The 17,031-nt window shown below is 33.6% G+C and carries 12 protein-coding genes; all 12 read right to left on the bottom strand.

Annotation, left to right across the window (positions count from 1 at the left end):
• Positions 1–213 precede the first annotated feature (213 nt).
• Complete coding sequence (locus tag EYD46_RS01035) at positions 214–879, bottom strand: response regulator transcription factor (protein ID WP_130935201.1); 666 nt, start codon at positions 877–879, stop codon at positions 214–216.
• Positions 880–921: 42 nt separating this feature from the next.
• Positions 922–1,311 (bottom strand): RidA family protein, encoded by a 390-nt coding sequence (locus tag EYD46_RS01030; protein ID WP_130935200.1) that lies wholly within the window; start codon positions 1,309–1,311, stop codon positions 922–924.
• A gap of 57 nt (positions 1,312–1,368) precedes the next feature.
• Positions 1,369–3,183 carry a sensor histidine kinase gene (locus EYD46_RS01025; RefSeq protein ID WP_130935199.1) on the bottom strand — a complete coding sequence of 605 codons (1,815 nt, stop codon included), beginning with the start codon at positions 3,181–3,183 and terminating at the stop codon, positions 1,369–1,371.
• A gap of 12 nt (positions 3,184–3,195) precedes the next feature.
• On the bottom strand, positions 3,196–3,780 hold the full coding sequence (locus EYD46_RS01020) for a DUF4202 domain-containing protein (protein ID WP_130935198.1): 585 nt from the start codon (positions 3,778–3,780) through the stop codon (positions 3,196–3,198).
• Between the two features lie 289 nt (positions 3,781–4,069).
• On the bottom strand, positions 4,070–4,447 hold the full coding sequence (nirD, locus tag EYD46_RS01015; RefSeq protein WP_130935197.1) for a nitrite reductase small subunit NirD: 378 nt from the start codon (positions 4,445–4,447) through the stop codon (positions 4,070–4,072).
• A 246-nt stretch (positions 4,448–4,693) separates the two neighbouring features.
• Positions 4,694–7,210 (bottom strand): nitrite reductase large subunit NirB, encoded by a 2,517-nt coding sequence (gene nirB, locus EYD46_RS01010; protein ID WP_130935196.1) that lies wholly within the window; start codon positions 7,208–7,210, stop codon positions 4,694–4,696.
• 338 nt (positions 7,211–7,548) lie between these two features.
• Positions 7,549–8,400: a T9SS type A sorting domain-containing protein gene (locus EYD46_RS01005; protein ID WP_130935195.1), complete on the bottom strand. Its 852-nt coding sequence runs from the start codon at positions 8,398–8,400 to the stop codon at positions 7,549–7,551.
• Positions 8,401–8,672: 272 nt separating this feature from the next.
• A complete protein-coding gene (locus EYD46_RS01000; protein WP_130935194.1) occupies positions 8,673–9,548 on the bottom strand; it encodes a glycoside hydrolase family 16 protein in 876 nt (291 codons plus the stop codon).
• A 23-nt stretch (positions 9,549–9,571) separates the two neighbouring features.
• On the bottom strand, positions 9,572–10,276 hold the full coding sequence (locus EYD46_RS00995) for a fibronectin type III domain-containing protein (protein ID WP_130935193.1): 705 nt from the start codon (positions 10,274–10,276) through the stop codon (positions 9,572–9,574).
• A gap of 10 nt (positions 10,277–10,286) precedes the next feature.
• On the bottom strand, positions 10,287–13,379 hold the full coding sequence (locus EYD46_RS00990; protein WP_130935192.1) for a T9SS type A sorting domain-containing protein: 3,093 nt from the start codon (positions 13,377–13,379) through the stop codon (positions 10,287–10,289).
• Between the two features lie 351 nt (positions 13,380–13,730).
• Positions 13,731–15,188, bottom strand: coding sequence for a hypothetical protein (locus EYD46_RS00985; RefSeq protein ID WP_130935191.1), 1,458 nt, complete (start codon positions 15,186–15,188; stop codon positions 13,731–13,733).
• A gap of 297 nt (positions 15,189–15,485) precedes the next feature.
• A complete protein-coding gene (locus tag EYD46_RS00980) occupies positions 15,486–16,934 on the bottom strand; it encodes a hypothetical protein (protein ID WP_130935190.1) in 1,449 nt (482 codons plus the stop codon).
• Positions 16,935–17,031 lie beyond the last annotated feature (97 nt).

Below are 17,031 nucleotides of genomic sequence, written 5' to 3'. Positions count from 1 at the left end.
TTACAAGTAGAGCTAAACCATTAATTAAAAACATTCTAAAATACAATGCTTCTATTATTAAAATCTATTGGCTCATTTTTTTTAATCTTATAAACCGCAAACCAACCAAAGTATGGTAATTAGTAAAAAGAATATCCCAAAATATTTAGGATTTTCTTCAATAAAGTTTATCAAATAATCTTCATGTTATTTGAATAACTAATTATTTTCAGACTACACTAATCCAAATTCCTTAGCCTTATCTGTTAATTCTTTTAAATTAGACACCTCTAACTTTTTCATCAAGTTAAAACGGTGTACTTCGGCAGTACGCTTACTTATTTTAAGTTCTTCGGCGATATCTTTATTATTTTTTAATTCTAGCACTAAACTTAAAATTTGTTTTTCACGTTTGGTAAGATTAAATGGGTCCGCTTTGGGGACAGACTTTGGCTCTACTGCTACGTTAGTATTACCATTCACGAAATTATTCATAATAATTGCCGAAATATCTCCTGTAAAATACTTGCCTCCAGATGCAACTTTATTTAGTGCTTTTATAAATTCCTCTTTACTAGCCCCTTTTAACAAATAACCGTCTGCACCTGCTTGTATAGCTTGTACTACGTATTCCTCAGAGTCATGCATGGAGAGCACCAATGTTTTAACATCAGAGTCAGATTCATTAATTGCTCCAACTACCTCTATACCTGTCATTTCTGGCATTCTAATATCAACTATAAGTACATGGGGTTTGTTTTTGCTAATAACCTCTAAAGCCTCTTTACCATTTGAAGCTTCGTCAATAACTTCAATTCCAGTTTGATCTTCAAGTAAAGCTCTAATACCATCCCTTACTAGAATATGATCGTCAGCCAGTACTACGTTGATTTTATCCATAAATTAAAAAATATGAGTACAAAAGTAAGAAATTAAGTAAAACTACGTATTTGATTTTTTTAAAGCCGTAACCTGAATTTCAATTTTCATGTTTTCATCAGCTAAACCAGCAGCAAACATAGTGGCTGCTGGTTTAATATTACCTAAGTACTTCTGAAGTACAGGCCAGCAGTTTTCAAAATCCAGAGCATTTGGTAAAATGTATGTAATTCTAACTATATCTGACAAATTAGATTCTGCCTGCTCCAGTGTGCTTTTAATATTGATGAAGCATTGTTCTGTTTGTTCTACAATATTATCGCTTATCGTCATAGTTTCATAATTGTAGCCAGTTGTTCCCGATACAAACACCCAATCTCCTTGCACTACAGCTCTTGAATATCCTATTTTCTCTTCAAATGTTGAACCTGTACTTATTAATTTTCTTTTCATTTATAATTTAAAAATTTGAGATGCTAAAACATACTCAGAATTATAATCAGTGTTATTTTATTTTAATGGAATATTTAAAGTAACTCGTGTACCTTTACTAGCTTCAGAAGTTAAAAATAATCGACCATCAATATACTTTATACGCTCTTGCATAAAAGTCATTCCCATACCGCCATCTCCAGTTTTTACTTTTTTAACTGTATTAGGATTAAAGCCCTTACCATTATCATCTATTACAACACTTAACATGTTTTTACTGTGAGATAAAGACACTATGATATGAGTAGACTCGGCATATTTTATAGCGTTATTAATTGCTTCTTGTGCTATTCTATATATATTAATTTCTGAAAGCGAATCTAATCTTTGATTGAAATCGGTCTTATTGAAGAGCACAATTTCTTTCCCTGTTAAGCGTCCTAATTCATGTGTTAATTTGGTTAAAGCAGGCACAATTCCATGGTCTGTTAATTCTGGTGGTGTTAAATTGAAAGTTGCTGTTCTTACGCCTTTAATAATATTAGCCGTCAACTCTTTTAAATGTTCAATTTTAACGGTAGCTTTTTCTACATCTTTAGGATCAATACTCTCTAGGTTGTATTTTAAACCCGTTAACATTTGTCCTATACCATCATGCACATCTTTAGCAATACGATTTTGCTCCTTTTCCTGATTTTCAATAATCTTACTGGAAATGATTTTTTGCTGATTCATTTTTTCCTCAAAACTTTTTTCAGTAAGTCTATCTATCTCTAATTGTGCCACCTTACGTTCTGTGATTTCAGAGGCAATTATTAACAATTCAGATTTCTCTTCTATGGGACTATATGGAATAATAGCCATTTCTAACCACACATCTCTTCCATCTTTACATGTTGCTTTAACTTCTCCTTGCCATCCTGTTTTTTTATGTTTTGTAATAATATCTTCAATAATTTCTTGTTCGGTATCAACAGAGGATAATACATTCCAAAACAAAGCATTGTCATTAAATTTTGTAAACTTAAATAGCCTTGAGAATTTGTTCCCCATGTGAACCAAATTCCCACTTGGCAAAATACGTGCAAATAGTAAAGTATCATCCATCACACGACTTAAAGCACTTAGCTCTTGTATATATTTCTCTTTAGCTTTACTTAATTCATCAGCATCAAAAGCCATTTTCTTAGCACGTTTTTCTGCAAACAATAATTCAGCTAATGTGTAGCGTACTGATTTAGCTGCTGGCCAAAAAATAAATAAAAACTCTCCTAGAAGAATTAATAAGGTTAAAATAGTTAACCATGTTTCCAACTGCCGCAACCATGCTACTTTTTCTTCTGCTTCATTATCATATTGATTTACTATAGCATCCATCTGACCCAAAAAATCAGCTTCATAAGCTTTTACTTTTTCAATGTCTTCAGCATAAGAAGTGTATGTTAAAGTAGGTGTGCTTTCTATTTTTTTAATGATAGATTTTGAAGCAGCAGCTATCGTATCAAAAACCGGATTTAAAACTTTGAATTTCTTAGTTACCTCAACACTATTTTTCTTGGGTAAACTTAGACTATCATTACCATTTTGCAATGCATGATGAGAAAATTCCCAAAGCTTCAAAGTAGCCTTTAAATCTTCTTTAATTAACAACTTGTCTTTTAAACTGGAAGTCGTAGAGAATGAAAGTACATCTTTTGCCAACTTTTGACTCAGCATACGCTGTCGTCCTGCAATGTTTATAACCCTAGAATCACTTTCCTGACCACTTAAATGGGTACGAATTAAAATTTGACTTATAATAACAGAAAGTGCTATGGTACTAAACCCAATGATGTACAAACGACGCAGCTTATCAAAAGTCCGTTGGTCTAATGAATTGCCGTTTTGTGCCATATTAAAAAAAGTTTATGCTATAGCTTGTTTTATCAAGCCCAAAGATTTTTCCGAAAAATTAAGTTTTAAAGCTTCTTGTTGCCCTTCTTCAGACATTTTAACCCATGTTTTTTGGAGGATGTCTATTACTTTCTCATCAGGATGTTTTTCAGCAAATTCTTCAAAATAGTAATCCAAAAACACCAAACAGATAGTGTCTTCTAAAGCTTGAGACTCTTCATTTTTCTTGATGAGTTTCTTTAGTATTATTTTTCGAATTCTATCATCAAATTGCTCATCATACCCTACTTGTTTTAATATATCTGACGTTAAATCAGCATGCATCTTTTTAAGTGTTTCACGCCATTTTAAATAACCAACTCTGTCCATTGGGTATTCATCACGTGCAATTTTCCACCTGCAAATATGTTGGGCACGAGCTGCAATTTGTAATGCTTTAGACGCATCTGGTTTAAATTGCAATAACTTTCGTGTCATTCTTTGAGAATACAAGAGCTCCTTAGGGTATTCAATACCAGCAACTTGATACGTGTTTACATCTTCAGAATTCGCTTTATCAATAAGTGCAATGGCTGTTTCAAAACGTGTTGGTTTCATATAGTTATGTGAATTTTAACGCTATGTAGCCAATATACAGAATTACTTTTTTAATTGTAACGAGATTATTAGAATTTTAAAATACTAACCAAAATTTAGTCTCATTTTAAATTAAAATTTAAAACCAAAGACTTTGCGGTAGTAACTCAGAGTATAAAATTTGTCTAAGTAATTTAATAACCTTTATTCTTATAACTCTTGCAATACCGCAATCTTTGGTTTATATACATTCTATATGCTAGATAAAAAACAATCTGGTTAGTAGTTATTAAAGTTAGTTACCCAAATTTTATTCATTAAAGCCCACATAAACAAACCCATTTTCAACCTTAACAGGATATGTAGCTATAGCTTCTAAATCGCCATTTAAATTCTCTCCATTCTCTAATGAAAATGTTTTTTTATGTAGCGGACAAGCCACTTTCGGTATGCCTTTATCATCACCAATCATACCACGACTTATCACCATCTCCATCTTATGCGGACACAAATTTTGGCAAGCATACCAGTTACCAGTTCTTGCAAAATTAAACACCGCAATCTGCTTAGTTTTGTACTTTACACAAGCACCTCCATCCTCAGGAAAATCTGTAGTCAACCCCACTTTAAACCAGGTATTCGTTTCCTTTTCTGTAACCGATACGTACTGTTCCAATATATGTTCCATCTATAAAATATATTATTTTAAATCTAAATTTTTATTAGGGCGTTCCCCTCCTAAAGTCGGGTCAGGCTTTTCGTTACAAGTCCTCGCACCTCCTTCGTCGGGCTGTGGGCTTTTCTCTGCAATCCCTAACGCAGGAGTACTTGCCAATTACTTCATAAATCTCTTATTCTCTAATACTTGTAAAAGCCTCTTTTACCTTTTTTTATCGTTTTAACAAACCTGCCCATTCAACGAATAAACGCATTCCTAAGCCCATTGCTTTGGCATTTTCTGATCTCGCATTGGCACAAAAACCAAATTATCGTCTTCTTCTTCGCTATTAACAAAATGATTGAAACGCTTCATCATTTCAGGATCATTAACCGCTTGTGTCCACTCACATTCAAACCTATTTACTAAGGTCTGCATTTCGGTTTCTAAATCTTCTGCTATACCCAGTTTATCATCAATAATTACTTCTTTCAAATAATCTAAACCACCCTCTAACCGCTCTTGCCATGCAGCAGTACGTTGTAAAGGTTTGGCTGTACGCATATAAAACATTAAGTAACGATCTAGGTATTTAATAACAGTTTCGTTATCTATTTGTTCAGCAAATAATTCTGCATGACGTGGGTTTGCACCACCGTTTCCTCCAACATATAAATTCCACCCACCTTCAACAGCAATTAAACCAAAATCCTTTCCTCTGGCTTCCGCACATTCACGAATACATCCAGACACACCACCTTTTATTTTATGTGGTGCACGAATACCACGATAGCGGTTTTCTAGTTCTATACCAAAACTCACACTTTCGTCCATACCGTAACGACACCATGTAGACCCTACACAAGTTTTTACTGTTCTCAACGACTTCCCATAAGCATGTCCACTCTCAAAACCATGACTAATCAATTCTTTCCAAATTAATGGCAATTGATTTAAAGTAGCACCGAATAAATCGATACGAACACCTCCTGTAATTTTGGTATATAAATCGTATTTCTTTGCAATCTCTCCAAGCGCAATAAGTTTATCTGGTGTTATCTCTCCACCAGGAACCCTTGGCACCACAGAGTATGTTCCGTTACGCTGAATATTAGCTAAAAATCTATCATTTGAATCTTGAATTGCATACTCTTTATTAGCCGTATCTGCATGAATAGTCGCCATCAATGACGCTACTAATGGTTTACATAATTCACAACCGTGACCACCATTTCCATGATTATCTAATACTTCATTAAACTTCGTATAACCTTTTACTTGAATTATTTTATATAAATCCTGCCTGTTAAGATCAAAATGCTCGCAAACAGAATCTTTAACTTCTATACCTAAAGATTTAAGAGTAGCATTGGTTAAATCTGCCACCATAGGCTTACAACCACCACAACCTGTACCTGCTTTTGTACAACTAACTACACCTGCTAAATCCGTAGCTTCTTCATTTTCAATAACCCCACAAATTTGTCCTTTAGTAACACTTTCACAAGAACAAATCTGTGCTTCATCTGGTAAATCCATAACATCCCCAAGTAAAGCACCACCTTCACTTGCTGGCAATATTAACTGCGCAGGATCTTCAGGAATAGCCATTCCATTTAAATATACTTGATGCAGCATACTGTAATCTGCAGCGTCTCCAACTAAAATACCTCCTAAGAGTTTCTTCCCGTCATGGCTTACATTAATACGTTTATATAAATATTGTGTTTTATTCTCAAAAATTATAGAATGCCCCTTTGAAGCTGGCATAAACGGTTCTCCAAAACTAGCTACGTCAACGCCTATCAATTTAAGCTTGGTAGACATATCTATGTCTTCTGGCATTTTAGAATCTGCATTACCAATAATCTGTTGTACAGCAATGTCAGCCATGTCGTAACCTGGAGCTACCAAACCATAAATCATTTGGTTGTATAGTGCTATTTCTCCAATAGCATAGATACTCTCGTCAGAAGTCTTCATAGTATTATCTACTACAACACCACCACGAACTCCAACATCTAACCCGCATGCTCTAGCTAGTTCGTCTCTAGGTCTTATTCCTGCAGAAACAATCAGCATATCTACATCTAAAGTATCATCCTCTCCAAACTCCATTCCCGTGATAGCACCATTACCTAAAATTTGATTAGTTGCTTTACTTAAATGAATATTTAATCCAATAGATTCTAACTTTAATTGTAATACCTGAGAGCTTCTTGAGTCTAGTTGTCTTGGCATTAGCTTAGGCGCAAACTCAACAATGTGAGGTTCTAGCCCCATATCCATAACAGCTTTACCAGCCTCTAAACCTAACAAACCACCTCCTAAAACAGCTGCTTTTGCATTTGGCTTATCAGCTTTTAATTTCGCTGCATAATCCAACATACCTTCTAAATCTTCGATAGTTCTATAAACAAAAACGCCCTCTTTCTCTACACCCTTAATTGGCGGAACAAAAGGAGAAGAGCCTGTTGCTAAAACTAAGTAATCATAAGAAAATTCACGGTCTTTAGCTGTAGTTATTGTTTTTGAAGCTCTATTGATATCTGCTACGCGCTCTCCTGTAATCAAATCAATTTTATTGTCGGCATACCAACTAGCTGGTGCCATTTCCAAAGCCTTAGCATCTTGATTTTCGAAAAACTCACTTAAGTGTACCCTATCATAAGCTGGCCTTGGTTCTTCTCCAAAAACAGTTATTTTGAAGTTTCCACTTTCTTCTTGAGCTACAAATTTTTCACAAAATTTATAACCTACCATACCATTTCCAACTACAATAACACTTTTCATAATTACGTATTTTACAACAAAACTAAGTATAAATACGTATTTTTTTATCTAAAAAACTAATAAATTTACGTAGACGAATAATTATTGAAGATTTCTCAAATAGATGCATCAATAATTATTTAATAAGAAAATTATAGGTTTAGTTTTTATAGAAATCTAAAAAGCCTTTGGATTATATAATCCAAAGGCTAAGGTTTTGTATGTTACTAGAAAATCCTAATCAATCTCTTTTGCCATTACCCTACCCAAAGAATCATGGCTTTTTCCTTGATTATTCACTTCTATATTATTGTGAAATACAAAACTTCTTCTTTAATTAAAATAACTTTAAAATTAAATTATTGCTTCACTAGTTTTTTGCTTATTGTTGCACCTCTATCGTCAAGAATTTTAACGATATACAAACCAGACGATAAGCTACTTATATCATATTCATTAGCATTTGTTTTAGATATATTTTTTACTTTACTTCCTAACATATCGTAAAGAGCTACATTTGTAATATTTATATTGTTTCTAGTTTGAATTCTGAAATTAGATTTAGAAGCATTTTGAAATATAGAAATATTTTTTTCTAAATTGAACTGATCATTGCTCAACAAAGGGTTAGAATCTAAGATTTGAATTTGATCAATATAACCAGCTATCGTACCTGCTGTATCTAGAATTTGACCTGCGGGATCATTCTCAAAGCCCATATCTGGATGAATTGATAACCTAAATAACGTACCGTTTGTAAAAGAAGTTGCATCTTGATTATCTCTAATTTCCCAAACTATTTCCTGCCATTGATTAGGCGTAGTGTAAGTATTTAAAGGCCTAACTATTGATGCCCCACCTCCATTTGAATTATCATCAGGTGCATCAAAACGAATTCCTAAATCTGGTTGTGCCGGGTAATGTACCATCATACTTACATATTTAGTTTCTGAGTCAGAAATAGCTAAATCTGGCGCAACGTTAACTCCTCCTATAACCCACCATTGACCTGCTGTACGCTTTATTTCCATACAATTTGCTGTAGTATTTATACCCGAAGGATTAGGGTTAGCAACTACAGCAGTAGTTATTCCTCCTGCATTAGAAACTAATCCACCTGCACCGGATTCAAAGTCATCTACCATGGTTTGCGCAAAACCATAAAAAGCAAATAAAGAAAAGAGTAAACTTAATAATGTAATTTTTTTCATAATGTTATTATATTTAGCTTGTTAATTATCTTCTAAAATTAGACAAACTCAATGGTGTTTAAATGGATAATAATTATGAAAACCTAGACAATATTACTCTTTTAAAACAAAAAGACGATTAATCCCACACCAGCATAACACCTTATATAACAATACTATATAGCATATACTTTTAAAAAATACATTCTTAAATATGTAAAAAGCTATCTAAAACAACTAGATAGCTTTTTTTATAAATAATGATCTCAAAATTGTTTCATAAAAACAACTATTTATTTCATACGCCAAACTCTAATATAATCTACTTTAGCTTCTGTAAAATCTCCAATATTTCTTGAAGTAAAATTAGCGGTTCCCCCAAAGCTCGCTCCTGTTGATAACCACAAAAATTCTTCAACTTGAGGCACCCATATCCCTTGATATCGAGTTTTAAACTCGCCATCATAATAAACTTCAAGCATATCTTCATTCCACAACAACCCATAAGTATGAAAACCAGAATGTATCCCTGGTGTTTCATATCGTCTGGTATTAGCTTTATGAGAAGCACCATACCCATCAATATGAACTACACTCTTAGTGAAATCTCCAGTCCAAGCAGATTCAAAAACATCTATTTCTGCACCATCATTACCAGTTCCATCAATATTCCCCATATTATCTCCTTGTAACCAAAGTGCTGTATGTGTACCAAACATAGTTTCTGCAATATCTATTTTAGCTTCGATATAACCATATTTAAATTCAAATAAATTATTAGTATAAACACCTCCGCAATTCATTGCATCACTACCTACTTTCTCACTTTTAAGCACCAAATTACCACCTTTATAACTTACATTTTCTGGTTTCCAAAACCATTGGTTTACACCTATGCCTGGTCTTGGATTTCTACTTCTTGCTGAGTTATTCTTAGTCCATTTTGTTGGCTCAAATTTATCGAAGTTATCTTCAAACATTAATGTCCATCCACTAGTATTTATAGAATTTAAAAGAGGATTTACCTTTATAGTAGTTTCATCATCGTCATCATTAAACTGCTCATCATCTGGGGAAGTTTTATCGCCTTCTGAACAAGCACTATAAAAAAGCATGGAGAAACACAGAAAGCTCAAACACAGTTTTCTAATAATGTTATTAGTTTTCATGGTAAAAATTATGCCTTAAATTATTAGAGTTTGAAATACCATACTGGACCTGTAACCGAAGCTCCTTTATCGTCAATAACCACTACTTTCCAATAATATGTTGTATCAGCAGTATCCAAATTAACATCAAACGTATTATTCTGAGTATTTTCAGATACTAAACTTAATGCATCTTTGTCATTTCCAAAATATACATCAAAAGTTATTGGATCGTTATCTACATCTGCTCCTGTCCATTCAAGAATAGTTATAGATGTACCATTTTCTAATATTTGACCTAAGAAAGGGGCTACTAAACTTGGAGCAAAGGGTAAATGATTACTATTTGGCACTTCTTCTGTATAAAACTGCGATGTTGGAGAGTAATCACTCTCAACACTTCTAGTACTTCTTGCTTTAACACGCCAATAATAAGCTAAACCCTTTTCTAAAGTTATAATTTTAGACAAATCTGTAAGTACCTCATCTACTACTTTATTTGTAAACTGATTATCCTTTGCAATTTCTAAAATGTATATAACAGAGCTACCATCTTCATTAATAGAGGCTTGCCATTCAAAATTTAATGTATTTGTAGTACACAACTGATTTTGAGCCGGAAAAACTAACGCTGGTGCTGTAGGTTTAGAATCTGATGTTTGATTTCCTCCATCTGAATCATCTCCTCCCGATGAACAGGAGGTAACTATAAATGTTATTAGTGCTAATTTGTATATAAAATTTTTCATAATTTTCTTTTTACTGCTTAACAATTTTTAAGGTTTGAGGCTTTTCAGAATCTACTAATCTGATAAAATAAATACCAGAAGGATACGCTTGCATATCTATATTTACCTTACCTCCAACTAGTGGATATTGCTTTTTAGCTATTAAACCTGAGGTAATGGAGTATAGCTCTAAATTCACATTTGTTTTTGAAATTTCAGGAATACGCAACTCAAATTTATCTATTACTGGATTAGGAAAGGCTTCTAACACAATACCTCCATCCATAACCTTTGTTAATTTACCTTCGCATGTCGCCTTGGCTTCAACACTAATAATATCTCCTTTACTTACATTAATATTAAAAGATCTATTATGTGTTTCTAGAACTTGTTTATCATTTACAAATATTCTATACGGTGCTGTACCTGTTTCAATTTCAACAGCTACTACACCTTGTTTTCCAGACACTAACTTCCCAGTTAATAAATCAGACGCTTCTACCGTAAGGTTTACACAGTACTGATAAGATGTATCGGTTATTCCTATACAAATATCATAAGCACCTGGATCTAAATTTGGAAGGTTTAGCACTTCATTAAAGGTATATTCCACTCCCGCTATAGTCACATTATAATTATGTCTAAATTGAGTACTTATTTGAATTTGTCCGTTTTTTCCCTGACAAGTTTCATCAATAGTTTCAATAGTAAAGTTATCTGCTGCTACAAAAATTTCTGAGAAGTCTTGATCCAAAATAAAATCTATAACCCCACTTCCATAAGTAGCAAACCTAACCGCATTTTCAGATTCTATAAATTGTACATCAGTATATCCAACTGCATCAGGCACATCTAAACCATCCATTTTAAACCATTGGTCTTGTTGCACTGAATATACCCATGCACCATCAAATTCGCAAGAAGCAAAAACATACTGACCGTTTGGAGATGCATCTAGCTCTGTAATACGATCTACAGTTAATCCATTATTATGACTCGTAAATGTTTGTCCGCCATCTATAGATATCAAAAACTCATTGCCTTTACCTGCATAATATACTGTAGCTTCATCTATTGGGCTAGTAGCTATAACCTGTCTTCGCTTTCTATGCGAATCATCTTGTTGAGGCCAAGAACCATCTGAAACACTAGAATTGGCAAATGAGTTACCACCATCTGTAGAATACATAAATTGACCAGACTTTAAACTCACATACCATCGATTTTTATTTATCTTAGAATAACCAAAACTAGAAATAGGCCCACTGAACTCAAAAGGATGAATTTCTCTAACCACAGCAGAACCATTATAGCTAATTTTTTGTAGTGCATTCCCCCAAGGAATATAAACAGCATCTTCGCTATCAACAGGAGATGGCACTAAACTAGTGGCCGACCAATTCCCATAAAAATCTGTTCTAGTAACTGTTCTAAAATTACCACCATCTGTAACGTCACTTCTTCCTATTGTTCCAAAATAATACCAGTACCAAGCGGATTCACCTCCGTTAGCTACTGTTACCCTTAAAACATCTGTATTAGCCTCTCTAGCTGTTGGTATAGGTATGGTTTTATCATAGTCATTATCGCCAGAAAAACTTTGCGACCCTCTATCCTGATTTCCAGTGTAAACCAAATTATACTTTTCGCTAGTTTCAGCATCATAGCACATTGTGGTTGGATTACCTCTACTAACACTTACCCAAGAATTCCAATCTTCTGGAGTTGTAGAATAATACGTTCCAAAATCATAGCCCGATATTGTAAAAAATCCTCCATCTTCATTATCAAAAGTTTTAAAATGTTGTAAATCCCAAACATAAATATCATCATTACTTAAAACATGTTGATTTCTTGTCCAAGTAACACCATAGTCTACAGACATCCACAATTCTACAAACCCTTTAAATACAATATTTGGTTGCGTAGGATGAACTTCTATGATATTTCTGCCTGTATCACTTGTGTTAACAGTTTGCATCCATGTTGCACCTTCATCCCCTGAATAAAGGATAGTAGTGTTACCATAACTTATATAAAAGTGTGTAGTTCCTGATACGGTTGTACCATTTACAGAGGCCAGAGATCCAACAGCTGTTGTTGGCTCATGAATTAAGGAAAAATCTGCATCATTTTCTCCCATTTTATAAACATATAACTTAGAATCACTATCACGTCTTGCAAAAAGGTACACATCTCTACTACCATGTGGCTTTAAAATTTCAACATCAAATGTGTTACTCTTGAAGTTTAATGCTGATGTTGAGTAATTTAATCCATAATCTGTAGAAATATAAACATAGTCATACCAAGCATTTCCATCACTTGCATTTCTACGAGCTCCATGTGCAACTATACGTTTACTACTATTATTTTTTGTAACCAACGTAGTATAGTTTGCACTACCCTCAAAAAAAGCACCATTAGCATCCATCCATGTTCTACCTTCATCATCAGAAAACTCCATGCTACCATTACTTTTTTGATTCAACAATCTAAAAGAGCCGTTAGGTAAATTCACTCCATTAAACTTATCTCCCTCAAAACTTTTAGTATGATTTCTAAGCGACCATTTTACAGGAGCACTTTCATCAATTTTATAGATATGTCCTGCGAAAGATACAATATACAGGTCTTCATTTACAGGGTCGTAAAGCGAACCATCTGTTCTGAACCCACCCTCATTATAGCCTGGAGCGGTAGTGGATGTCATATGCAAATATTTTTGATCCCATGTTCCTGAAAGTGTGCTATAAGCATAGAAGTATTTTTCAGAAGGAGGCATAGACATATTTTGTTTAGCGCTCTGAAAATAGGTTTCAAAATCTTTTGGAGAACTAAACTTAAAGCCTGTTTTTTCGGCATTTAAAAACCAAGTATTGTATGTATTTAGATCATCTCCTTCTAAATTTTGAAAATTAAAAGGCTTAGGTAGCGCCAATTCATCCATAGCCATTTCATAGGCTATTTCTTCTGGAGTTTCTTCCTCATAGTGCTCATTATCAGAATCGTAATCATAGTCTAATATTTCTACTTCATTTTTAAAAAATCCGTATTTAAAAAATATGATTAGTATGATAGTAAGACTGACGAATATCAGCCCTAATAAACGGTTCTTTTTCATAATAATGTCTAATTAGTTAGTATAGGATTGTAAATTTATAAGAACCCTAAAGGAAATATATGAAGCAAATTACTGTAAACATGTACAAAAACACTTAAATCCATGTTGAAATAAAATATTTAGCTTAGCTCATCATTTTTGGTTTATAGCTACCTACTCATAGTACTAGCAAAACCTATAGAATCTTTCATGGCTGCGACATCTGCTTTTACTTTACACAATATGACTATTATAGAAATACAACTTGCAATAGATGCGCCATTAAATTCTTAGTACTATCGCATTAATTGAATACCCCAATACAAAGCATTGAGGTATTCTTAATTCTGAAATTTACAATATTAGCCTGCACTAATTCACATCAAAAATTAAGCGATGAATTGAATATTGGGATTGTGCATTAACATTAAACTCATACCCGGTAAAACTATTATTATAAGTAGATGGATTTGTAGTTAAAGTCATTGGTGTTGCCGCAGCCGTATTAGAAGTATTTCCTGGTAGAAAAATATGAGATGATACAGGGCTTGTTTGTGGACTAGCACCAACTACACGTAAACGCACTGTAGTATTTGGTTCATCCATCCCCGCTACATACACAGTAATTCTATTTCCATTTCTAGATGCCACTGCCTTTATAGCACCATTGGTAGTGGTTGCCAAAGCATCTCCAGTATAGTTTTGAGACATATCCCCAAAAATCTGTGCAGTTGGGTATGTTACATTATAATTACTACTAAATAATCCAAGACCAGGAATTGAAGTGTTTTTTGGAGGCCAAAACGCAGCAGCATCAGCACCTGATCTCGCCAATTCATGTGTTAATTCCACTAATACATTAGCGCCTTGAGCATATACTTTATTATTGTTGTACGCTTTTGACGGTGCCCACTCAGATAAATGGACATAATTTTTCCCAAAATTATCTCTACACGCTATAATATCAGATTGCACGTTAGCTATGTTATGAGTTGTACTATTATATCCAGCGTAAGGATGTAATGCAACACCATCAGCAAAACTAAGGTCATTTCCAAATATAGTATTCATAGTAGTAAACTCACTTGGCTCTGTAAAATCTCCATTAACCAAAATTTTAAAGTTGGCGCTTGGAAAAGTTTGACGAATATGCTTTACAACTCGCTTTGCTATATGGGAATACTTATTTAATTTATTGGAACGCGATACGCCTCCTGCCCATTGCAACCACCATTCATTTCCTACTTCAACACTTAATATATTATTAGCTCCAGCTGCATTAATAGCATCTACAGCTTTTGTTTTAAGCGTTTGTATAGCAGCCCACCATTGTGTTGACCATTGTGATAAATTCATCGCGTCTACAGTTGGCACCACTATACTTAAACTTGGCGGATTAGTTCCTAATACGGTTGAAATAGAAGCTCCTGGGACTGCTGGCGCATTAGACCAATTAGGTGTTGTATCGGTATTCCAGTCATAGTATTCTGATTCCCAGCCACCTGGAAATCTTATACCTTGATAATTTATTGACTCTAATTTATTCTCGAAAGTAGAATAATCAGAATTTGTTATAGTTCTCCAGTTGTTATTAACACCAAAAAATTCGTTAGATATAGCTATTCTGTTATTAGTATATAACCAAATATCAACAGTTTGAGTTGCTGTCATTTCACTACTAGAGCTTGCTGTTAAGTTTATTTCACTAGCATTTTCAACATTGGTTTGATCTATACTATCTTCGTCATTTGTATTACATGATACAAGACTAAAAACTGTAGTAAACAGAATAAAAATAGATTTTTGTAATAAGGTTTTTGTTACTTTCATAATAAATTAGTTTAATTGATTTCACGAACTAAACTATATAAAAGAAGACTTATAAATATGGATGATTTTTCTTATTAAATAGACACTAACACTTTCATTATTTGTATTTTACTTGAAAATAAAAACCAAACCCTTATGAAAATATTTCTAGCTTCATGTATTGTCTATTCAAAAGCTAGATATCATTAAACACTAATGAAAAACAGTATAAATTTTTCTACAAAAACCTCAACAATTACCAAATTGTTGAGGTTTTTATCTCACTTAAACATTTTAATAAAATATTTAAGATTACTATTAATTTACATCGAAAACCAAACGATGAATTGTGTATTGAGATTGAGAATTCACATCAAAGACATAACCTTTAATATCATCATTATACGTAGAAGCATTTGATGTAATAGTCATTGGTACAGAAGCTGCTGTGTTAGATGTATTTCCTGGAAGGAAAATATCTGATGATACTGGATTATTTTTAGGATCAGCTCCAACTACTAGTAAACGAACCGTTGTATTTGGCTGGTCCATACCTGCCACATAAACTGTAATTCTATTTCCATCTCTTGAAGCAACAGCTCTTATGTTTCCATTTGTAGACGTATCTAATGCATCTCCAGTATAATTTTTAGACATATCCCCAAAAATTTGTGCTGTTGGATACGTCACACCAAAATTACTATTAAATAAACCTAGCCCAGGAATTGATGTGTTTTTAGGAGGCCAAAACGCAGCAGCGTTAGCACCAGATCTGGCAAGCTCATGCGTTAATTCCACTAACACATTAGCTCCTTGAGCATAAACTTTATTATTGTTATACGCCTTAGATGGTGCCCACTCTGATAAATGGATGAAGTTTTTTCCAAAATTATCTCTACACGCTATAATATTAGACCTTACATCAGCTATATTATGGGTATCAGTATTATATCCTGCATAAGGATGTAGAGCAACACCATCTGCAAATTTAATATCTCCTCCAAAGATATTTTTCATTGTAGTAAACTCGCCTGGCACCGTAAAATCTCCATTTACTAAAATTTTAAAATTGGCATTTGGAAAAGTTGTACGTATATGTTTTGCTAGAACTTTAGCTATATTGGAATATTTACTAAGCTTCTTAGGTCGTGTTACTCCTCCAGCTCCTTGTAGCCACCACTCATTTCCTATTTCTATACTTAATATGTTATTCGCTCCTGTAGCATTAATAGCATCCGTAGCTTTGGTTTTTAGAGTTTCTAAAACTTCTAGCCAGTTATCAGCGTCTACCCCTTCCTTTAAATTCATAGCGTCAACTGTTGGTATAACTATACTAAGTGCAGGTGGCTTAGTACTTAATACAGTTGAAATAGACGCCCCCGGAGTAGCCGGGTTATTAGGCCAATTTGGAGTTCTATCTGTATTCCAATCATAAAATTCTGATTCCCATCCTCCTGGGAATCTTATACCTTGATAATTAATTGATTCTAATTTGCCTTCAAAAGTGGGATAGTCAGCGTCTGGTATAGTTCTCCAATTATTGTTTACTCCAAAGAAGGCATCCGATATAGGCACCCGATTATTTGCAAATAAACGAATATCGACTGTCTGCTCCGCCATTTGACTACTAGAGCTCTCCAATAAACTATTTTCTGCATTAGTTTGTTCCATTACCTCTTCCTCATTTGCATCACATGATACCAAACTGAGAGCTGTAACTAATAGGATAAAGACTGTTTTTTGTAAATTTTTTTTTGTTGTTTTCATAATAAGTAGGTTTTAATAAATTTATTTCTTATTCAAAATTAGAACAAAGAAGAGACTAAGAGATGGATTATCATCTTAATTAAATAGACAATCTGTC

Source organism: Hyunsoonleella pacifica, from assembly GCF_004310335.1.
GTDB lineage: Bacteria > Bacteroidota > Bacteroidia > Flavobacteriales > Flavobacteriaceae > Jejuia > Jejuia pacifica.
This window is presented reverse-complemented; position numbering and strand designations above follow the sequence as displayed.